The organism is Spirosoma flavus (genome assembly GCF_054778555.1).
In genome coordinates this window covers 96,845-118,472 of sequence record NZ_BAAGZL010000007.1, presented here as the reverse complement: position 1 = coordinate 118,472, position 21,628 = coordinate 96,845, and the positions used below count along the sequence as shown (strand labels likewise).

18 protein-coding genes are annotated in these 21,628 nt (G+C 47.8%); 11 read left to right on the top strand and 7 right to left on the bottom strand.

What is annotated here, in order from left to right:
• Positions 1–18: 18 nt before the first annotated feature.
• Positions 19–555: an arsinothricin resistance N-acetyltransferase ArsN1 family B gene (locus ACYVF1_RS27500; RefSeq protein ID WP_461085038.1), complete on the top strand. Its 537-nt coding sequence runs from the start codon at positions 19–21 to the stop codon at positions 553–555.
• A gap of 38 nt (positions 556–593) precedes the next feature.
• Here the strand turns inward: ACYVF1_RS27500 and ACYVF1_RS27495 are convergent, their stop codons facing one another.
• Entirely contained in the window at positions 594–3,260 is a 2,667-nt protein-coding gene (locus ACYVF1_RS27495; RefSeq protein WP_461085036.1) for an MGH1-like glycoside hydrolase domain-containing protein, read from the bottom strand.
• A 629-nt stretch (positions 3,261–3,889) separates the two neighbouring features.
• Between ACYVF1_RS27495 and ACYVF1_RS27490 the strand changes: the two genes are divergently transcribed.
• Complete coding sequence (locus tag ACYVF1_RS27490) at positions 3,890–4,438, top strand: RNA polymerase sigma factor (RefSeq protein ID WP_461085034.1); 549 nt, start codon at positions 3,890–3,892, stop codon at positions 4,436–4,438.
• Between the two features lie 17 nt (positions 4,439–4,455).
• On the opposite strand, the gene ACYVF1_RS27485 is transcribed toward ACYVF1_RS27490, so the two are convergent.
• Positions 4,456–5,292, bottom strand: coding sequence for an SdiA-regulated domain-containing protein (locus ACYVF1_RS27485; RefSeq protein WP_461085032.1), 837 nt, complete (start codon positions 5,290–5,292; stop codon positions 4,456–4,458).
• 241 nt (positions 5,293–5,533) lie between these two features.
• Here ACYVF1_RS27485 and ACYVF1_RS27480 point away from each other — a divergent pair, with 241 nt between their 5' ends.
• The 8 genes from ACYVF1_RS27480 (at position 5,534) to ACYVF1_RS27445 (ending at position 16,282) form a co-directional block, all read left to right on the top strand.
• On the top strand, positions 5,534–5,872 hold the full coding sequence (locus tag ACYVF1_RS27480; RefSeq protein ID WP_461085030.1) for a hypothetical protein: 339 nt from the start codon (positions 5,534–5,536) through the stop codon (positions 5,870–5,872).
• Between the two features lie 85 nt (positions 5,873–5,957).
• Entirely contained in the window at positions 5,958–7,130 is a 1,173-nt protein-coding gene (locus ACYVF1_RS27475) for a sensor histidine kinase (RefSeq protein ID WP_461085028.1), read from the top strand.
• A gap of 120 nt (positions 7,131–7,250) precedes the next feature.
• Positions 7,251–8,027, top strand: coding sequence for a LytR/AlgR family response regulator transcription factor (locus tag ACYVF1_RS27470; RefSeq protein WP_461085026.1), 777 nt, complete (start codon positions 7,251–7,253; stop codon positions 8,025–8,027).
• 101 nt (positions 8,028–8,128) lie between these two features.
• Positions 8,129–9,046: an RluA family pseudouridine synthase gene (locus tag ACYVF1_RS27465; RefSeq protein WP_461085024.1), complete on the top strand. Its 918-nt coding sequence runs from the start codon at positions 8,129–8,131 to the stop codon at positions 9,044–9,046.
• 343 nt (positions 9,047–9,389) lie between these two features.
• A complete protein-coding gene (locus ACYVF1_RS27460) occupies positions 9,390–12,269 on the top strand; it encodes a TonB-dependent receptor (protein WP_461085022.1) in 2,880 nt (959 codons plus the stop codon).
• A gap of 94 nt (positions 12,270–12,363) precedes the next feature.
• Complete coding sequence (locus tag ACYVF1_RS27455; protein WP_461085020.1) at positions 12,364–12,831, top strand: hypothetical protein; 468 nt, start codon at positions 12,364–12,366, stop codon at positions 12,829–12,831.
• 122 nt (positions 12,832–12,953) lie between these two features.
• Positions 12,954–13,241 (top strand): hypothetical protein, encoded by a 288-nt coding sequence (locus ACYVF1_RS27450; RefSeq protein WP_461085018.1) that lies wholly within the window; start codon positions 12,954–12,956, stop codon positions 13,239–13,241.
• A 488-nt stretch (positions 13,242–13,729) separates the two neighbouring features.
• A complete protein-coding gene (locus ACYVF1_RS27445) occupies positions 13,730–16,282 on the top strand; it encodes a DUF5686 family protein (protein WP_461085016.1) in 2,553 nt (850 codons plus the stop codon).
• A gap of 26 nt (positions 16,283–16,308) precedes the next feature.
• Here the strand turns inward: ACYVF1_RS27445 and ACYVF1_RS27440 are convergent, their stop codons facing one another.
• From ACYVF1_RS27440 to ACYVF1_RS27420, 5 genes are all read right to left on the bottom strand, one after another.
• Positions 16,309–18,078 (bottom strand): amidohydrolase family protein, encoded by a 1,770-nt coding sequence (locus ACYVF1_RS27440; protein WP_461085014.1) that lies wholly within the window; start codon positions 18,076–18,078, stop codon positions 16,309–16,311.
• A gap of 229 nt (positions 18,079–18,307) precedes the next feature.
• Positions 18,308–18,445, bottom strand: coding sequence for a hypothetical protein (locus ACYVF1_RS27435; protein ID WP_461085012.1), 138 nt, complete (start codon positions 18,443–18,445; stop codon positions 18,308–18,310).
• 200 nt (positions 18,446–18,645) lie between these two features.
• Positions 18,646–19,122 carry a methyltransferase family protein gene (locus ACYVF1_RS27430; protein ID WP_461085010.1) on the bottom strand — a complete coding sequence of 159 codons (477 nt, stop codon included), beginning with the start codon at positions 19,120–19,122 and terminating at the stop codon, positions 18,646–18,648.
• A gap of 43 nt (positions 19,123–19,165) precedes the next feature.
• On the bottom strand, positions 19,166–19,834 hold the full coding sequence (pgmB, locus tag ACYVF1_RS27425; RefSeq protein ID WP_461085008.1) for a beta-phosphoglucomutase: 669 nt from the start codon (positions 19,832–19,834) through the stop codon (positions 19,166–19,168).
• A gap of 107 nt (positions 19,835–19,941) precedes the next feature.
• A complete protein-coding gene (locus tag ACYVF1_RS27420) occupies positions 19,942–20,088 on the bottom strand; it encodes a hypothetical protein (protein WP_461085006.1) in 147 nt (48 codons plus the stop codon).
• A gap of 118 nt (positions 20,089–20,206) precedes the next feature.
• Between ACYVF1_RS27420 and creD the strand changes: the two genes are divergently transcribed.
• On the top strand, positions 20,207–21,571 hold the full coding sequence (creD, locus tag ACYVF1_RS27415) for a cell envelope integrity protein CreD (RefSeq protein WP_461085004.1): 1,365 nt from the start codon (positions 20,207–20,209) through the stop codon (positions 21,569–21,571).
• Positions 21,572–21,628: the final 57 nt, after the last annotated feature.

Below are 21,628 nucleotides of genomic sequence, written 5' to 3'. Positions count from 1 at the left end.
CTTAAACGAATACGTACCATGACCATTCGATTCGCTACACCTGACGACGCACCCGCTATTCTGGCGATCTATGGGCCTTATATTCAGGAGACAAGTATTACGTTCGAATACGACGTACCGAAAGTCCATGAATTTGCCAGTCGGATACGTACCATCCAACAGCAGTTGCCGTATCTGATTGCCGAAGTTGATGGAAACGTAGTGGGATACGCCTATGCTGCCAAACACCGCGACCGAACGGCATATCAATGGTCAGTTGAAACGTCGGTTTATATACATCCCGATGCCCATCGGCAGGGAATTGCCCGCCGGCTTTATACTACGTTGTTCGACATGTTACGTCGGCAGGGATATTACAATGTGTATGCGGGTATTACGTTACCAAACCCAAAAAGCGAAGCATTTCACCAGTCGTTCGGTTTTGAGCAGGTGGGAATCTATAAACACATTGGCTATAAATTTGGCAATTGGCATGACGTAGCTTGGTATCAGCTCCGTTTACAACCGCTCTCGACGCAACCCGACACACCGATTCCGATTGGGCAACTGACGTAGCGTTTGTCTGGGCCAGGCTGTGGCTTGGCCCAGACAAATTACTTCTCCACACTTACAGGTTCTGATTGGTATTTATACCAGTATTCGATCAAATCGGCAACCAACCCCGTCCAGCCAGTTTGGTGGTTGGTACCCAAGCCCATTCCGTTATCGCCATTGAAATATTCGAAATACAGATAAAGACCCTGGAAATGAGGATCATTCTGCAATTTTTCGTAGGGGCCGTAGGCGGCAATGTGGCCGGAAGAATCGCGCCGGAAAATATTGATAAGCCGTTCGGCCACCAGCACGGTTGCTTCTTTTACGCTCATAATATGGCCCGAATTTGTCGGGTATTCCACTTCGAAATCATCGCCGTAATAGCGGTAAAACTTCAACAGGGAATCAATCAGCAGAAAGTTTACCGGAAACCAGATCGGACCTCGCCAGTTGGAGTTTCCGCCAAACATACTCATCTCCGATTCGGCAGCCACGTAGCGAACCTGAAACATTTCGCCATTTAACTCGAATTGATACGGTGTTTTTTCGTGGTATTTCGAAAGCGCCCGAATGCCATAATCTGACAGGAATTCGGTTTCGTCGAACATCCGTTTCAGAATCATTTTCATCCGGTGACCACGTAGCAGACTCAGCAGGTGCGTCTCGCCTTTGCCCGGTTCGTGCCAGCGCGACACCAGCGACGCCAGATCAGGGCGGTTGGTGAGCACCCATTCCACCCGGCGTTTGAAGTCAGGAAGTTTCGAGAGTAGTTCTTCGTCCAGAATTTCGACGGCAAACAGCGGAATTAAGCCTACCATCGACCGGATTTTTAACAACCGGGCATTATGGTCGGGCATGTGCAGTACGTCGTAATAGAACTGATCGATCTCGTCCCACAGGCTGATATTTTGCCGACCCAGATTGTTCATGGCCGACGCGATGTGCAGGAAGTGCTCGAAAAACTTGCTCGCCATGTCCTGGTACGTTGGTCGCGTCAGTGAAATTTCACAGGCGATACGTAGCATGTTAAGCGTGTACATGGCCATCCAGCCCGTACCGTCGGCCTGTTCGATACGTCCCCCCATCGGCAGCGGCTGACTCCGATCAAACACCCCAATGTTATCGAGTCCAAGGAAGCCTCCCCCAAAAATGTTATTACCTGCTACGTCCTTGCGGTTTACCCACCAGGTAAAATTGAGCAGGAGTTTATGGAAAACACGCTCCAGAAAATTTACATCGCCCGTTCCGTTCTGCTCACGGTCGATTTCATAAACCTGCCACGTTGCCCAGGCATGAACGGGTGGATTCACATCGCTGAAATTCCATTCATAGGCCGGAATCTGACCGTTGGGGTGCATGTAATACTCCCGCAGAATAACCGCCAGTTGTCGCTTGGCAAAGTGAGCGTCGAGCCGGGCCAGTGTCAGGGTGTGGAACGCCAGATCCCAGGCCGCAAACCACGGGTACTCCCATTTATCGGGCATGGAGAGGATGTTGGCGGTATACATGTGCCGCCAGGTTTCGTTGCGGGCATATACCCGCCCCTGAAACGGCACCGGCATTTTAGGGTCACCTTTGAGCCATTCGTTGACGTTGTAATAGTAAAACTGCTTGCTCCAGAGCATACCTGCATACGCCTGCCGCTGAATAGCGAGCAGTTCGGGGTCGGTTACGTTTTTCTGGAGGTTTGCATAGAAAGCATCGGCCTCTTCTACCCGTTGATCCCAGATGCTGTCGAAATCGTCGAAAGGATGTTGAAGGCTCGTTTGAGCGCTGAATCTCAGTCGTATAGACACACTCTCTCCCGCCGGAACCTGTCTGGCGTACTGCGCTGACGCTTTGGTCCCGATCTGATTGGGGTTAACGTAGCTTTTCTTTCCACCCGATACTACGTAGTTATTGATACCATCTTTGGGGTATTTCGATACGTTCGGTCGTCCGTAGAGTCGTTCCGTATTGGTATCGTTATCGCAGAACAGCAGCGCATCGGCTTCTTCACAGTAAAGCTTATACTTACCCAACTGCTTATGATTCACCTCAATTTGATTGTTGGCAATACCGTTCAGCATAGGCCGGGTATTGTACTGTTCGTAACCCCACGCCCATGTATTCCGAAACCAGATGGTGGGCAGCAAGGTCAGCGGGGCCGTTTTACCGGAGCGATTGTGTGCCGTAACTTTAACCAGCCAGTCGTTCTGATCGGCTTTGGCGTACTCAATAAAAATATCGAAGTATTCGTCTTTATCGAAAATACCCGTATCAAGCAGTTCAAATTCAGGATCCTGCCTATTTCGACGGGCCGATTCAATCACGAGCCGGTTATACGGAAACTCCTGCTGTGGATACTTGTAGAGCATCTTCATATAGGAGTGCGTCGGCGTACTGTCCAGATAATAATACAGCTCCTTTACATCCTCACCATGATTGCCCTCCGGCCCGGTCAGCCCAAACAGGCGCTCTTTCAAGATAGTATCTTTGTGGTTCCAGAAAGCCAGCGCGAAGCAGATATGTCCTTTGTTGTCGGAAATACCACCAATACCCTCTTCACCCCATCGGTAAGCGCGCGAACGGGCCATATCATGCGATACGAAGTTCCAGGCATCGCCATAGGGGCTATAATCTTCGCGAACAGTGCCCCAGGCGCGTTCGGTTAAATAAGGTCCCCATTTTTTCCAGCCTTTATTATCGGCTCGTTCGTAAATACGTTCGCGTTCGGCAGTTGGCATAAAATTCTATCAAGTACGGCAGGGTTACCTAAGACTCCCCGAAGCCGTTTATTCGTACACGCTGATTAAACTGGTTAAGAGTCTTCGGCAAAAATCTGTTTGGGTAAACAGGCATCAAATATAGTTATGCATGCCGAGTATTTACCCGAAAAAATGGACCAAACTCTTCTTTTTACGTATCTGACAGTCAGAACACTATCATTCTGGCAATAGACAAGGGGCCCCCACTACGTATTTCGACGCAAAAACTGGGAGAAGTCATTTACCAAAATGGTCATTTACTCGGAAGCTGCTGGCAGGCATTTATAATTTATCAGCGATCGTTCTACTAAAATATATGCCACAACCTTAATTTAAGACAATTTTAATTACCGTCTAATAAATATCACTTCTGCAAAATAGAAAAGCATAATTATATGGTTCGGCAAAATAGAAATAGTAATAAGTGTCTTAATTACATTTTCTTATACATAAGAAGCAAATTTGGATTATATAAATTAACTATTTCAAATTTTCATTAACAAAAATCTTTGTATACAAAATTCTACAATGATTAACCTAAGGTTTAGCTATAAAAAACATTGATAGTAAAGAATTGTATTTATTATGAAAAAACTAACCTGAACGTTATGAAAAATACAACTTTTTTAAGACACGATTTCCACCCAAGTCACCAATCAGACACTAGTAATTTTGAGGAGCTATATAATAAATACGTCAAAAAGGTTTATCAAAAATGCCTTTCGATGACCAAAAGCGCAGCTACCGCCCAGGACTGTACTCAGGAGATTTTTCTGAAGGCATTTGCGAATATGGAGCAGTTCAAAAACCGTTCACGACCTTCAACCTGGCTTTACGCTATCACACAAAACTATTGCCTGGACATTAATCGGATTCAAAAACGGTTACCCACTTCACCCCTCCCCGATTCGTTTGATACAGACGCGGAAGCCGACGAAAATGAAGCAGCTAGCGAACAAAGTAAACTCCTCGCTAAAGTTATGCGTCAACTTTCGACTGAAGATGAGTTGCTTATGCGGCTTAAATATGAGAAAGGTTACTCCATTCAGAAACTCAGCCAGCAGTTCAGTTTATCAGAAAGCGCCGTTAAGATGCGCCTGAAACGTAGCCGGGATAAAGTGAAAGAATTGTTGAATGAAGCCCGACGCTACGAGTAACGCACAAAAAATCAGCCTCATTTTTTGTATTCAAACTTCAGTATATACCCCTTTTTGCCATCGCCTTCACTGGCAATATAAAGATCGCCGTTCGGCGCAAAACAGATGCCTTCCGGCTGGCGAAATAACTTGGCATCAAGTGGTGCGGAGTACATAATTTTCGCCCGTCGACTGGTAATAACCAATCGTTTACCCGCCGAAGTTAATACGTACCAGTCGCCAGTAATAGGATGAACCGCAATACCCGACGGCTTGTAATCTTTAGGATCAATTCCCGCCCCTTTCAGCTGTTCATCATTCAGGCTCATATCCTTGAATACCGCCCGATTCAGCAAGTCGAATGAGTACACGGCCTTATCGCTGGATGATCCACCACCCTTTTTTACAGCGATCAGCAGTCGCTTCGTTTTAGGATCATAGCCGAGCCCTTCTACTTCGGTTTTCTTAGGCAATTCAGTTTTAGTACGTCCAATCTCCTTCGAATCGGGCTTAAACCGGAACAAGTCGCCGTTACTTTCGAGCACGTAAACTTCGCCGTTCACGTATTCAATACCTTCGAAGTCGCCATAGCCGCCAAAACCGAATTCATTCGTCACCTTGCCTGTGCCCGTATCAAATTCATAAACAACCGCTTCTTCGTCCTGTACACAGAGTAGTTTATTGCCTTTGTAAAACGTCAGCCCCGATATTTCTTTCAGCTTATTAGGCAGCACATAGTTCTTTGCCGGTCGATCGAGTTGATAAGGCAGTTTAAACGGGGCCGCAATAATTTCAGCGTCAGGCTTGTCGGTCTTTTTCGAGGAGGGGCCACAGCTCGCTACTAATAAAAATACTGTCCAGGCAAAGCGATTCATACTACGTTCGGTTTGGGGTAAAGGTACGATGATTATGGCTGAGCCAAGTTCCGGCTGGCCCAGGATTGACGTAGCAGGTTTATTACACGGGCCAAGCTGGAGCTTTGCACAGACATAACCCGTCATTTATCACCCTGAATCTCAAGCTCATCCCGCAAAAATCGGCATTCAGCTAAACATATTTTTCAGACCGAACGGGCTACGCCAACTTTGCCATCGTCAAACGAAAACAAATACAATCATGAAAAAATTAGCCATTCTGATGCTGGGGTTGACCATTGGCACCGCATCGTTCGCACAAACTCCTGAAACCAACGTTTCGATTACAACCGATCAAAAACTGAAACTCATCGTAGGTCGTGAACCGGCCATTGCTACCGTTCAACTTCGCGATGCAACCGGCCATGTGCTCTATTCAGAACAGGCCAATTTACAGGAAGGACTACGTCAACTATTCGATCTGACCGCGCTCGACTATGGTACGTATGAAGTGACCGTATCGGTCGGGAAAGAGAGTGTTGTGAAAGAATTTGTGATTGACGACAAGCCCGCTCAGAAAATAATTGAGGTACGCTCATAAACCCGAAGCTGGCATTCGCCCGACCAAAACCGGCATTCCGCCGGTTATTTTTTTGCCAGACGGCTCCGCTGAATAGCTTTGTATAATGACCGAATCTACTTTCACATATCGGCTATCCAACTATCAGAAATGGCAGCTCGCGTTGAGCGTTTTTGTCATTTACTTTCCCATACGGATGTACGTAAATGGCGCATCAATATCCTGGTTGCTGATGGTACGTAACATTCCGTTCTGGATTCTCGAAATCATCGTCAGTATTTTGTTTTTATACCTCTGGCTAAACGTAACGGAATGGCTTCAGCAACGCTACGTTACGCGCTTTGGCGATGGCTTCTTTATCGAATTTAAAATTCCCGCCCAGATTGCGGTATTGGTGATAGCCAGCGCATTAGCTGTTACGTTCAACATTGGTTTTTCGTCTTTATGGCACAGTCTGGACGACGTACTGGAGCAGCGTTTTGGCTTCAGTCAGTATCAGGAGCCACGTCCACCCCGTCCGCAAAGCCCACCCCGTTCCCCTGAAGAACGTCGACGGGGACGTGAACAGCGTCGGCGGGTGAACAATGGTTTAACAGTGATGGCCATGATATCGACGTTTTACCTGGCGGCCAATCGACGGGCCAATCGACGGCTGGAAGACGTGCAGGTACGGGCCGAACGTCTGGAGAAAGAGAATCTACAGGCTCAGTTTGCGGCTTTAAAAAGTCAGGTCAATCCGCATTTTCTGTTCAACAGCCTAAGTATTTTATCGTCGCTGGTGCACGCGGATGCCGATTTATCCGAAAAATTTATCGACCAGTTGTCGAGGGCTTATCGCTATATTCTGGAGCAGAAAGATAATGAACGGGTTCTGCTGAAAACCGAGCTGGAATTTATTCAGGCGTATCGCTTCCTGTTAAATATTCGGTTTGAAAACAAATTCGACGTTGCCATCGACGTACCGAAAGACGCGCAGAACCGCTACAGCATCGCCCCACTCACCTTGCAGTTGCTGGTCGAAAACGCGGTGAAACACAACCGCATGTCGGCGAAAGAGCCGTTGCACGTATCGATTCAGGTAGATGGCAATTGTCTGGTTGTTCAAAATAATCTGCAACAGCGTCCACAGACGGAATCGTCGACCGGTGTTGGGTTGCAAAATATCATCAACCGCTACGCTCTACTCACCAGTGAACCGGTTTGGATAGGCGAAAGCGACGGAAATTTTGTGGTGAAAATTCCATTACTAAATGGCGAAAAAGTAAAAGAGATAATCTAAAGAGTGAAAGAGCGAATGAGTGAAAGAGCGAAAGCCATCCGGCAGCCGACTCATTCGCTCTTTCACTCATTCGCTCTTTCACTCATCAAGTTACTCTTTCCCCCTTTCGCTCTTTAAAATATGAACGTAGTAATTATTGAAGATGAGAACCTGACAGCGAAACGATTAGAGGGATTACTCCATAAATACGACCCTGCCATTGACGTACTGGAGCGCATTCCTTCGGTTTCTGAAGCGGTCAGTTGGTTTACGGATCCGCATCCGACAGTCGATCTGGTGTTTATGGATATCCACCTCGAAGATGACCTGGGCTTCCGCATTTTCGAGCAAACAGAGCTGACCACGCCGGTGGTCTTTACAACCGCCTACGACGAGTACATGATTCAGGCGTTTAAGGTGAACAGCATCGATTATTTGCTGAAACCAATTAATTACGATGAGTTGGTTGCCGCAATCGAAAAATTCAAAGCCCTCAAGAAACAGTTTGGTCAGGATAACCCCGCCACGCCCGACATCGAAAAGTTGCTCAGTCTGATTGGCAAGCCCAAAGAAACCGAATATAAAGATCGGTTTATGATTACGGTAGGAACGAAAATACGTAGCATTCCGACCTCCGACATTGCCTATTTTTTTCTGGAAGAAAAAGTGGTTTTTCTGGTCACTAAAGATGGGCTGAACCTCCCCGTCGATTATAGTCTGGATAAGCTTGTCCAGTTATTGAACCCGCGGCAATTCTTTCGGATCAGTCGTCAGTTTCTGGTATCGCTACCTGCTATTCAGAGCATTCACACATTCTCGGCGGGTAAACTGAAGCTCGATTTAGCACCCAAATCCCGTCACGAAGTTTTCGTCAGTGGCGACCGCATGACTGAGTTTAAGGAGTGGCTGGGAAAATAAAGAGCGAAAGTGTGAACGCGTAAAAGAGTGAATACTGTCGGTCGCTCTTTTACTCGTTCACACTTTCGCTCTTTCGCTCTTTAAACTCGTACCTTTGCCAGATGGAAAAACCTCAATCTCCCCGCCGTCGTGGTGAACGTACCGATGTAAACTTTACTGTTTCGGAACCCGCCGAACTGATGACGTTCTTACTAGCTCAGTTGCCGCATAAGAATCGAAACAATATCAAGTCGCTGCTACGTAACAAACAGATTCTGATTGAGGGGAAGGTCTATACGCAGTTCAATCATCCGCTACGTCCGGGGCAGATCGTTACGGTGGCGGCCAATCGGGCGCCCGAAACCTCGCAATACCGGGGACTTACAATTATTTATGAAGATGCACATCTGATTGTCATCAACAAACAGGCCGGTTTGCTCTCGATGGCGACCAATAAAGAGCGCGATCGTACAGCATACAGCATTCTGAGCGACTACGTTAAAAAGGAGAATCCGAAAAATAAAATTTTCATTATTCACCGACTCGACCGTGAAACCTCGGGCGTGATGATGTTTGCACGTAGTGAAAAAGTGCAACGTATCATGCAGGAAAACTGGAATGCGACCACTAAACAACGTACCTACGTAGCACTGGTCGAAGGTGTGCCCGAACCACGGCAAGGAACCGTTACGTCTTACCTCCGCGAGAGTAAAGCACTGATTGTGTATTCGAGTCAGAACCCGGAACTCGGGCAATTGTCCATTACTAACTACAACGTAGTGAAATTCAATCGACACTACGCCCTGCTGGAACTGGAACTGGAAACTGGCCGTAAGAACCAGATTCGGGTGCATATGCAGGATATTGGCCATCCGATTGCGGGTGACACCAAGTACGGCGCTACGTCCGATCCGATCGGTAGACTTGGCTTACACGCCGAGGTACTGGCTTTTGAGCACCCCATTACAGGCGAACCTATGCGGTTCGACGCAGCTATTCCGAAAGGCTTTCTAAGCGTATTGAAAGAAGCTAATTCATAGACTAGTATTTTTTTGTTATACAGTTAGAGGCCGCATTTTAACGTATCCTTTTCGCCGGTTTGGATGCGTTAAAATGCGGCCTTTAACTATGCGCTAAAAAACCTGATGCAGACTACTTAAGCTATCATTAACTGAGCTTTCCTATTGTCTAAACTTTAGTCTTGAATAACGGTTATTCGTGCAACACTAAAGCAAAATTGTATTAATCCTATTTTAACCCATTCGGACCAAACTGATTTCCGTTGCCTGTTTTTCGTATTCAGCAATCAAAAATCGGCATTCGACCAGATTAATTTCCTGGTTCAGTGCTCCCGTAGGACCTTTGGGGCTCAAACCTGAAGTTATGAAGACGCTGCTACTTTCCTTTTGTATCCTCGCTGGCACTACCGTCTCGTTTGCCCAGGTGCCCGCCATTCCTGGCAGCACGCCCGCAACGACACCAGCCACGCCGAGCAATCCGGCTACTACGTCACCTGCAACCAACACACCTACACAAACGGCTCCGGTAGCTGTTCCGCCAGATCCGTTTGGTAAAACGCCCGCTACCACCGCTCCAGATAACTTTACCATGCCGGGCGGCCAATCGCCAGCTCCTATTCCGGCTGTCCCCGACAATGTTCAGCCATCGCCGGGTGCTAAGCCCTCAGAAGCGGAACCGTTGGCTCGTGGCAACGCAAAAATTACGGGTGTACTTACCGATTCGTCGACCAGTAAGCCTGTTGAATTTGCAACGATCGCTCTGCTGAACATTTCGACCAACAAACCCATCGACGGAACCACCGCCGACGCCAAAGGGGCTTTTACGCTAGGCCGTCTGGCACCGGGTCGGTATCGTCTGCAATATTCATTTATCGGCTACAAAGACAAACGTAGCGCCGTCATTACTATCGACAAAGGCAGCTCGATCAACGTAGGAACCGTTAAACTAACCCCAGATGTACGCACACTTAGCGAAGTAAACGTAGTAGGTCAGGCGGCCGTTATCGAAGAAAAAGTTGACCGGCTGGTTTATAACGCCGATAAAGACATTACCGCCAAAGGGGGCGACGCTACCGATATTATGCGGAAAGTGCCGATGCTCTCCGTTGACCTCGACGGGAACGTATCGCTACGTGGTAGTGCTAACGTCCGGGTACTGATCAACAACAAACCCTCGACCATTGTAGCTAGCAGCGTGGCCGACGCCCTGAAGCAGATTCCGGCCGATATGATCAAGACGGTGGAAGTGATTACGTCGCCATCGGCTAAATACGACGCTGAAGGTTCTGCCGGTATCATCAACATCGTTACCAAAAAGAATACGTTACAGGGTCTTACGCTGGATATCAACGGCGGAGCCGGTAACCGGGGCGCTAACCTGGGATTGAACGGTAATTACCGCACGGGTAAAATGGGTTTCTCGCTGGGCGGTTTTGGCCGGGCTGAGTACAACGTGAAAGGCGCGTTCCTGAACGACCAGACCACACGCAGCTATGATCAGGCTACCAATACGTATTCGGGTATTACGCGAACAGTTCAAACGGCGAATACGCTGAGCCAACGTCTGTTTGGTAACTATCAGTTGGGCTGGGATTACGACATCGACAAAAATACATCGTTGACGGCCAGTCTTCGCTACGGTGCCCGTAACGGAACTCAGAGCCAGTTCAACCTGCTCACACAGACCACTACGCCCAACAGTTATTTCCCAATTCTCAACGATCGGAACGTAAAAACGACCGATTTGTCGGGTACGGTCGATGCGAACGTGAGCTATACCAGAACGTACAAACCGCAGCAGGAATTTAGTGTGCTGGCGCTGTATAGCCGGAACAATCGGACCAACGACTTCGTAGCCGATCTGCTGAGCAACACTGATTTTCAGACCATTTCAGGTCGTCAGAAAAACAATAACGATAGCTATAATCAGGAATCGACCCTTCAGATTGATTACCAGACGCCAATCAAAACCAATCAGTTAATCGAATTTGGTGGTAAGGGTATTTTCCGTCAGGTAAACAGCCAGTATCAGTACTTTTTCTCGACGGGCGATAACGGAGCCTATCAAATCGACAACAGCCGCCCATCCAATACGTTGTTTTACGACCAGAATATCGCCGGTACGTATCTGTCGTATAGCGTAACGACCAAAAGCAAATACACGATTAAAGCTGGGGCGCGTTACGAGTATACCTTCATCGACGCCAAATTCAGCAACGAGTCAGCTGGTCAAGCCTCGACGATTCCGAACTACGGCGTATTGGTACCCAGCGTGAATATTTCGAAAAGCCTGAAAGGTGGACGTATCATCAAGCTGGCCTATAACCGCCGGATTCAACGGCCGGGTATTCAATTCCTGAATCCGAACGTCAACTCCGCTAACCCAACAAACATTACGATTGGTAACCCGTACCTGTCGCCCGAAATCACGGAAAACGTAGAGTTTAGCACGAGCATGAACATTAAAGGGCTCTACCTGAATGGCTCGCTCTTCGCCCGACGTACTAACAATGAAATTACGGCCGTACGCGATGTAACATCACAATCTGTCGGTGATCCAACCAACCCGGTTTTCCAGCAGGTGATACGTACCAGCTATCAGAACGTTGGCCATCAGGATGCAATCGGGGTTAACCTGTTTGGTAACGGTACGTTGTTCTCTAAACTTCAACTGGGTGGCGGCATCGATTTGTACCACGTTAGCCTGACTAACAACAATGCTAATCCGGTTTATTCGGCTTCTAATTCAGGCTGGGTAATTGGCGGACGGCTTATGAGTAGCCTGTCGCTGAGTAATGGCTGGGGCATTCAGGTATTTGGCGGTGGCCGCGGTAAGCAGGTGCAGCTTCAGGGTGAACAGAGCGCGATGTATTTCTACAACTTGGGAATTCGGAAAGAATTTAACAACAAGAAAGCTAGCTTAGGCCTTGCTGCCGAAAACATCTTCAACCATCCGTTTATCCAGCGTTCTGAGTCGGTCTCGCCGATCCTGACCCAATATTCGCAAAATAGTTTTTACAACGCTGGGGTGCGGCTGACGTTCAATTACAAACTTGGTAAAATGAGCTTCGACGCTCCACAGCGCAGACGGAAATCGATTGATAACGACGACGTTAAAGGTAATGACGATAATGGCGGTGGCGACAACGGCGGTGGTCAGCAACAACAATCTTCGCCAAGTGGTGGCAACCGTGGTGGCGGAAATCGCGGAGGTGGTGGCAATCGTGGAGGTGGCCGTCCGTAATCGAATCTGACATAACAACCTATTAATTGGAAAAGGTGATGCCCAAATACCTCCTGCATTGCGGGAGGTATTTTTTTATATTCGTGCTACACACATGAACCTGACGACTTTTATGTTGACGCCCAAACAGCTTCGCGATATAGCTTCTTACTGGGGTGCGCCGTGTACCTATAAAAAAGTCGTTAACAACGAATGGATATTTATTGGTAAAATGCAAGTAATGGCCCACGTATTGCAAAGTTTGCAGGACGGTGAAGCTATTGACTTCAGGCTTCATCTGCGTGCGATAAAAAGCTTGACCGATAAAGAGCTTATGCATTGTGGAGCCATACATGGCGAATTTGAGGAGGCATTTATAGATCGTTATAGCGAATCAATGCGTATGGGTAACTTCCAGCTTTTTTTTGATGGACGATTATATAATCATGAGTGGGAGCCTGTCGATTATAATGCCACCATGAAAATACCAGTGCATAATCCAGGCGCTATTATAGGATATCTTCAATCCCTTGCTGTCTACGTACCCGGCACTGTGGATAAAGAATTTGTTTCTATTCTCTAAACAAAATCTTTTCACAGCAACTAGTACCTATTGGGTTATTCCGGTATCAGGAAATGAACTGATAACTCCCCAAGGAAATTCAGTAGTTTACCGTATCAATGAATTGACAATTAACAAACTAAATGGCAAGAGACATTCTTAAAGAGATGGTTGAAGACATAAAACGTAGAGTTCTTGACAGTAAATGCCTTGCCAGAGATGCGTCTATCGAGAAGTTTAAGGTTGAAATGTTGGTTGAGGAAACAAAAAAGAGGATCGAGAGCTCCAAGATTCGTATGAGCGTTACAAAATTAAGGCTTTTGCAGATTGAAGCACGAATCGAAACGCTCTTGGCAAAAAGCCAGCAAACAGGCATTCCTATTCGGCCTGAGCCCACGATTATTACGGCGGAACTCATTCACGCTACGTAGCATCAAGAATTAAAAAATGTGAAAATCAATTAAATACTTCAATTATTGTCGGCCAATAGTTTGTTTTACATAGTACTATTTTATACAATGAACCGAATCAATAGTAGATAAACTGATGACTAGCTGGATATAATGGTTTGAGATTCGCACCCATAGTTTCGATCAGGCAAAGTTTTTATGAAACGCTCTTCACAGTACGTCTGGAAGTTATGGATTTAGGTACCTAAACAATGGCCGTATTTCCTTCCCGATCTAGCATTGGGAGCGCTCTATTAGGGCGAGTGGTATCATCCTTCCGAAAATGGCGTAACGCTACACCTTTTTTGCCGTGGCACAGCTACTGCAACGAACATCCGTTTATTGACGTACTATCTATAAAGCCAAATTTTCACCTTTTACGCTGGCGGTATTAGTAATCTTCTACTGAGAGTCTGCACTTTTCTCAGTTTCTTACTACTTAGTAAACTCTATTGACTAATCATCAGTTTGTGAACTATACACAATCTGATGCCACCATTTTAATGAAGCAACCGCTACTGACTGTGCTGTCTCTGGTACTACTTGTCTGGTATTTGCCAGTCAGGGCGCAGAATAGCTATACCATCAGCGGGCGCATTACCGATGCCGCAACAGGCGCGGGCATTCCGTTTGCCAGTGTGGCTCTGAAAGGTAAAACAACCGGCACTACGACCGATGCTGACGGACGTTACTCATTACGTTTAAGCCAATTAGCAGATTCGCTGGTGGTACTTAGTTTGGGCTACCGTACAGAGTCTTATGCTATTCAGCAGCAGCCCTCACAAACAATTGACGCCCGACTAACGGCTGCTGCTACAAAACTGGCGGAGGTTAGAGTCTATGCCAAAGGGGGCGATCCGGCTTACCGGGTTATGCGCGAGGTGCTACGTCGGCGCGACCAGTTCAATCCGGTCCAACTCTCGGCATATCAGTACGATAGCTACAATAAAATTGAGGGGTACATCAACAGTTTCACCAGAAAGAATAAGAAAAGACCGGGTTTAGTTGGCCGATTTCTGGGCAAACTCCCCGCCATTACCGATGAAAATGGCCAGCCCGCCGTGCCAGTGTTTATTTCGGAAACTTTCTCTCAGTTTTACGCCCGCATCAACCCGGAACTGGTAAAGGAGCGAATCCAGAAGTCGCGTGTGGCGGGCGTGGGAGTCAGCGATGGCGGATTGATTTCGCAGTTTACCGGTGCGTCGTTTCAGCAGTACAATTTCTACCGTAACTCGCTTTATATTCTTCGCAAGGATATTCCTTCTCCCGTCGGCAGTCAGTGGGAAACGGTCTATACGTTTCGGCTTAAAGACACGGTTTTGCTCAACAACGCTGTTTGCTACGAAATCGAATGCACGCCCAAACGTAACAGCGATCTGGCGTTTACCGGAACTGTCTGGATTGATACGTTGCAGATGGCGCTGGCCCAGACCGACGTTCGTGTAGACAAACGCGCGAATATCAACTTCGTAGAAGAGCTGCATATTGAACAAAGTTGGGAGACGCTGCCCTCTGGAATTCGCTTCCCTACGCTCACGCAGGTTACTATTGATACCGACCAGCCCGTTCCTAATTCGCCGGGGGCGCTGCTACGTTTCTTTTCGGCTGCCAGCAACGTAGTAGAAAATAAACCAGAGGAGGTTGCTTTCTATACACCATCCGTCGAATTAGCCGACGATTTTAAGGAGTCCGACGCTGCCTTCTGGCAGCGAGCCCGCCCTAGTTCGCTAGATCCCAGCGAGTTGCGTGCTATCCAAGTGGTCGATTCCGTGCGAAACATACCGCTGATGCGAGTTGCAGGTGAAATCATAAAGCTTGGTGTATTAGGTTATATCCCGCTTGGCAAATCGAATATTGAGCTGGGTCCGATTTTGAGTTCGTACGCGAAAAATAACATTGAAGGCTATCGATTCCGACTTGGTTTTCGCACCAACACCGGTTTCAGCCGCAAATGGCAACTGAACGGATACCTTGCCTACGGTACGCTCGACAGGCAGCTAAAATATTCGGCAAATATCGAGTATATCATTAGTCGCAAGCCCTGGACGGTAGTTGGCATTCGGCACAGTTATGATCTGGAACGAGTGGGCATTTCGTCGGATAACATCGGCAACAACTCGCTGTTTGCCGCTTATTCCCGCTTCGGCAACATCCGACGACCTTATTTTCAGGAAGAAAACCTCGTTTATTTCCGGCGCGAGATGAAAGGTGGATTTACGCAGACGGTTGCGTTACGGAACCGAAGTTTTGAGCCATTGTTTGCGTTTGCCTTCCAGCCGCAACCCAACGACCGCGACCAGAATATCCGCAGTACGTATCAAACTTCCGAGTTTATTGCCGAAACCCGCTACGCTCCCGACGAAGTTATTCTTCAGAATGAAAACGTTCGGGTTAGCACCGGTGCCACTCGGAAACCGATTTACACGCTACGTTATGCCCTTGGTTTCCGAAACCTGCTAGACGGTGATTTCGCCTACCATCGAATAAATTTTGGCATTCGGCATTCGTTTCGGATGGGCGTGCTGGGTCGGACGTATTACAACGTTGGCTTGGGCATTATGCCCTCAACCGTTCCCTACCCACTCTTATATATGCCGCTGGGCAACGAATCGTCGTTTTATGTTGGTAATGCTTACAACCTGATGAATTATTTCGAGTTTATCTGCGACCGCTGGGCAACGCTCCAACTCGAACATAATTTCAACGGATTGTTATTCAATCGATTGCCTTTACTACGTCGTCTTAAATGGCGCGAACTCGTTACGGCGAAAGTGCTAATGGGTAGCGTTTCAAACAGTAATCTGGCTATGATTCCCAAAACCGGTACGTCGGGAGAAGCCATTGAAGGCTTCAGTTCGCTCAACCACACACCCTACATTGAACTCGGTTACGGCATCAACAACATTTTCAAAGTGCTACGTGTCGATGCCATCCACCGGGTAACGTATCGCGATAACGTTGGACGTACCGGTATTCCGGTTACACCTTTTGCGATCAAACTATCAGGCTGGTTGTCGTTCTGACGCTACGTAGCGTTGGGCCTTCCTGATCACTTCGTAAAATACACCTGTTTAATTTTCCCGTTTTCAATTTTATAAATAGCCACTGCCTGCACCGGCGCTTTATCAGCTGCGAACGTAACGCGTTCATGGTCAATAACAGTGTTGTTCACCACCATACGATTGACCAACTCGCAGTGGAGCATAGGAGTCTTGGTTAAAAAGGCATAGTTTTTCCGCATTGCTTCTTTACCCTTACTCTCTAATTTGTTGGGTAAGGTATAAATTTCAACATCTTCTGCATAAGGCTCCAGAAACGCTTCCAGGTCGCGGGCGTTGTAGGCGTTCAGTTGCCGCTGGGCCAGGTCTTCGGGTTTGTCGGGCAGCAGTTGCGCCGAAGTCATGACGTAGCCCCGATTCACGACCGTCTCAATACGGGCCAACGTAGCAATATCGGTTAGTGGGTTCTGGGAAAGCACCAGTACGTTCGCCCATTTACCCTCAGTCAGCGAGCCAATTTGTCCCTCCTTACCCAGAATCCGGGCGGCATTGATCGTTGACGCTTTCAGCAGATCAGCATTCGATAGGCCGGCGCTTTGCATGGCTCGTAACTCATCTATGTACGAGGTGCCATGAAACGTACCAGGATTGCCTGCATCAGTACCAGTCACTACGTTCACACCCGCCTTCCAAACCCGAATCAAATTAGCCCGTACAATAGAATCCCGACTCGCTTGCCGAGCTGCAAATGCTGGCCCATTTAGATAGTCGTCCATCCGTTTTTTCAGCGCTAGCTCGGGTAGGTGCTTTATGTCATAAAGGCTGCCTAATACGTAGGGATTGGCCCGAGTAAACTCGTACGTACTGAGTTTACGGCTGTCGGTAAAAAATCCTTTGATGCCGCCCACAACTACCATAGTCGGGTTATAGCTGACATTGCGCTGCTTCATTAGCGCGATCAGTTCATCGTCAACCAGGCCATCTTCGGGACTATGCACCAGATAATCGGCTCCGAATTTCACACCTAATTTAGCCGCTAGCAGTTCCTGCGTATGGATGGCGACTTTCAGTCCATTTTTGTGGCTTTCATCGATGGCCGCTTTCACCATCGCCTGCGTTTCTTCTCCCGTACCGACACCCCGTACGATGTACCAGATTTTGATAAAATCGGGTTTATAGGGCAATTGCTTTCGCACCTGTTCGCGGGCTTCTTCGGGCGTATTGGCTTTTAGAATGGGGGTATCCTCAATTTTAAAAGCCTCGGGTTGGTAGGTGGAAATGAGCGGTCCCGTCAGCAGAATCTGCGGACTGGTAACTTGCTGGTTGAAACGATCACGAAAAGCGTACTGATAGAGGGGTCCGCCCACGTCGATGACCGTGGTGATTCCGCAGGCCAGATACCGACGTAGCAGATCGCCCATGTTGTCGCGCAACCACTGCCGTTCCGTTTCGTAAGGCCGGTACTTCGTCAGATTGATACCATCGGGCCGCGTATACAAACCGCCCGACTGAAACAGGTGTATATGGCTGTCAATCAGTCCAGGCATCAACCATTTGCCCGTAGCATCCACCACAGTTGCACCGGTCGGCGGGGTAATGCGCTTGCCAATTTTGCGAATGAGGCCGTTTTCGATGAGGAGGCTCATTCCTTCGCGCACCTTACCGGTTTCTACATCTACGAGGTTACCGTTGGTTAACAAAACGGGCCCGGCGGGAGGTGTAGGCTGATCAAGTGGTGCTTGCGATCCGGTATTCTGGCTGATTTGGGCCAGGGCGGTGGTTCCCAGTAGTGTAATCAGGAGAAGCAGTAATTTTGCCATAGCAGTTATTGAGGAAGTGAAGCCGCTGAAGTCTGCACACGTCGGCGTCCTCCTGAAAGCTACAACAAAGTCTGTGATTATCGATTACGTAGCTACTACTCGTCGATACATTCGTTCTGTTCATACGTATCTTTTAATGAATACGTATGAACAGTTTTCCATCGTCAGCACAGCTTTCCGGATAATCTGACCAATATTTAAATCATTTCAGCAGCGGCTAATATCGTTCCTACAGTACGTTCATGTGCCAGCGCTGATGCCCAGGCGTACAAAACCCAATGGCGGCCTCGGGTAGCGTTACGTCGTCGCACAGGTTGATGTAGCGATCGAAGTAAACGGGCATGGGATTGAGTTGAGAACGAGTCATTGATTACCGTTTTTTAACAGAATGCTGCTATTTTTGATCGGTAAGATTGTTAATGATTTCTTGCAATCTATCGTGAAACCATAACCCTAACAATTATAAAAAGTAGGGTTCTATAACCAAAAATAGATAGTTACTTATTTCCATGAAGGACAATACGTAAGCAAATGCTTTTTACAACTCGGTACTTAGAGCCATTAAATTCACAGCCAGCGACGTACTTTCTCTTTATACGATTGATACGCGTGCCCAAAGGCTCGTTCCAGGTACCGCTCTTCCCGCTTGATAACGTACCGGGTAACAATCAACACCAAAAATGGCAACAGAAGCATCGTCCATACGTTGCCAATCAGCAGACTAAGTCCTGCGTACAGCAGCAATAAACCTAGATACATCGGATTTCGGCTTAGAGAATAAATACCGCCGGTTTGCAGCGAACGCGCCGGTTTACTGGTAATTACGGGATAAGGCAGGCTTTCTGCCTGAAACCGGGCTGGTTCGTAGCTTGTTACGTCTTTAAAAGAAGGGCTGATGTAAAGAAATGTTTCCTGATACGCGCACGAAACCAGATAGACAGCCCACGGTCCGGCGCTGCGAAGGCGATCCCAGAAGTCGCTGGGAACCAGTTTCTCATCACCGACCAGTTCCCTACGCAGTCGATCCAAGCTCTGCTCATCCATACGCGAACAGTTAGATTGTGTCGACTATAAAAATAGCAAAAACTTACGCTTCTGCTTTCGACGTTGCGCTCAATACGTCCTCAACAGTCAGGTTTTCGAGTGAAGGCGCTACCAAATCAGCCCTCGTCAGTACGTCGGGAGAGCCGAGCCCAACCACGAACATGCCTGCGCGTTTACCGGCTTCTACACCCGCCACTGCATCCTCGAACACCACGCATTCGTCATGACTTACCTCCAGCTCGTCGGCTCCTTTGATAAATACTTCCGGGTCGGGTTTGCCTCTGCTGATTTTGCTACCGTCGATAATCGCGTCAAAAGCGTCGGTCATACCAATACGTTCCAGAATCAAGGGAGCATTTTTACTGACCGAACCGAGTGCCGTCTGCAACCCGGCTTTACGTACCTGCGAAAAAAAATTGGCTACGCCGGGCAAAATATCGTCGGAAGTCATGCGGCTGACCAGCTCTAAGTACCAGCCGTTTTTCTGAGCAGCCAATTCCGCCTTTTTTTCGTCGGACAGAATCAGTCCGCCATGAGCTAGAATAATGTCCAGCGATTCGATACGACTGACACCCTTGAGCCGTTCGTTGAACTCTTCGGAAATATCGAAACCGAGCTCGTTAGCCAGTCGTTTCCAGGCCTGATAATGGTAAATAGCGGTGTCGACAATCACTCCGTCGAGGTCGAACAGAAAAGCTTTGATGGAACGCATCGGCACTAAATAAGTTGAATAAAAAGCAAAGTTAGGTTGTTTTAAACGCTCGTCAGTACGTTATCGATCCCTTTACGTCGTAAAAAAAGTACACCTACGATCAGCAGCTACACCATCCAGAACGTACTTCCCAGAAAGTCAGCCACTTCCCGGACCGGTAAATCCGGCATTATCGTCGCCAGCAAATTGCTCTGCGCCATTAGATAAATGACTGAAGGATTATGCCTAGCCACCGGTCCCGATGGACGACTCATAATAAGCTGAAACACGGCCAGAAATCACTGAAGAAAATAATTTATCTCAAAAATTGCAAAATCCAGTTTCGCTTGGTTTACTTTGCAAAACAAAGTACTTTTAAATAAATAATCAATCATGGAACACTTGCCGACTTCTGGCCATCCCGCTTCTATTATCGACCGTATTAACAACTGGATTCGTACGTCTACGATGCTAAAACTAGCTGTGATCGGTGTCCTAATACTTGTGCTGCTGATTCCTACCAATATGCTGCAAATGCTGATTCAGGAGCGAGAAGCCACACGCGATGAAGCAACCGCCGAGGTAAGTGCCAAATGGGGTGGTCAACAGGTAATTGGCGGCCCCGTTTTATCGGTTCCCTATGATGTAGTTACGAAAGACGATAAAGGACAGGTACAAACCGAAACGCTCTTTGCACATTTCCTGCCCGACGATTTGCAGGTCGATGGCAACGTAACGCCCGAACGACGTAATCGCGGTATTTTCGTGGTGATGCTCTATAATACCAAACTCACAATCAAAGGCACCTTTCGAAAGCCGTCCGTTACATCGCTGGGTCTGTCGGACGCGGCTATGAAGTGGGATAAGGCATTTCTTTCGCTGGGCGTCACAGACATGAAAGGCATCAAAAATGCCATTACGTTTAAGGTCAACAACCAGACGCTGGAAGCCGAGCCGGGCATCCCGAGCGGAGATATTCTGCCATCGGGCGTGAGTGCCCCGATAAAACTTGATACCGATTCGTACCGTTTTGAGTCGGTAGTCAATCTGAATGGCAGTACACAATTGAGTTTTTTGCCGTTTGGGAAAGAAACGCGGGTAACTCTTCGTTCACCGTGGAACACACCCAGCTTTGTGGGATCGTTTCTACCCGACCAACGTAACATTACGTCGCAGGGATTCCAGGCATCGTGGAAAGTGCTTCAATTCAACCGAAATTATCCGCAGCAGGGCATCGGGAATTTCCTGGTTCGTGATAATGAAACTGCGCCTATGTTCGGCGTGAAGCTACTTTTGCCAGTCGATGAATATCAGAAAACGATGCGTTCAGCCAAATACGGGATTCTATTTGTAATCCTTACGTTCGTATCGTTCTTCTTCGTCGAAATCCTCGACCGTCGACGTATTCACCCGATTCAGTATCTGCTGGTCGGCTTTGCAATTTGCCTGTTTTACCTGCTGCTGCTATCCATTTCGGAGCATGTCTCATTCGATGGCGCCTACCTGATCGGCAGCGTTATTATTCTGGCGCTCATTACGTTCTACGTCCGCTACGTATTCCAAAACACCCGCCTGACCGTTTTATTCAGTGTGATTCTCGCCCTGCTCTACGGGTTCTTTTACTCGTTGCTTCAGTTGGAAGATTACTCGTTACTGCTCGGTAGCTTCGGCTTACTGCTCATTCTGGGCGTCATTATGTACCTGACCCGCCATGTGAACTGGTATCGGGGTTACGCTTCGGAAGAAGCGCTGACGTAGGGGGATCAAAGAGCGAAAGGGTGAATGAGCGAAAGAGCGAAAGACCATCCGGCTTTT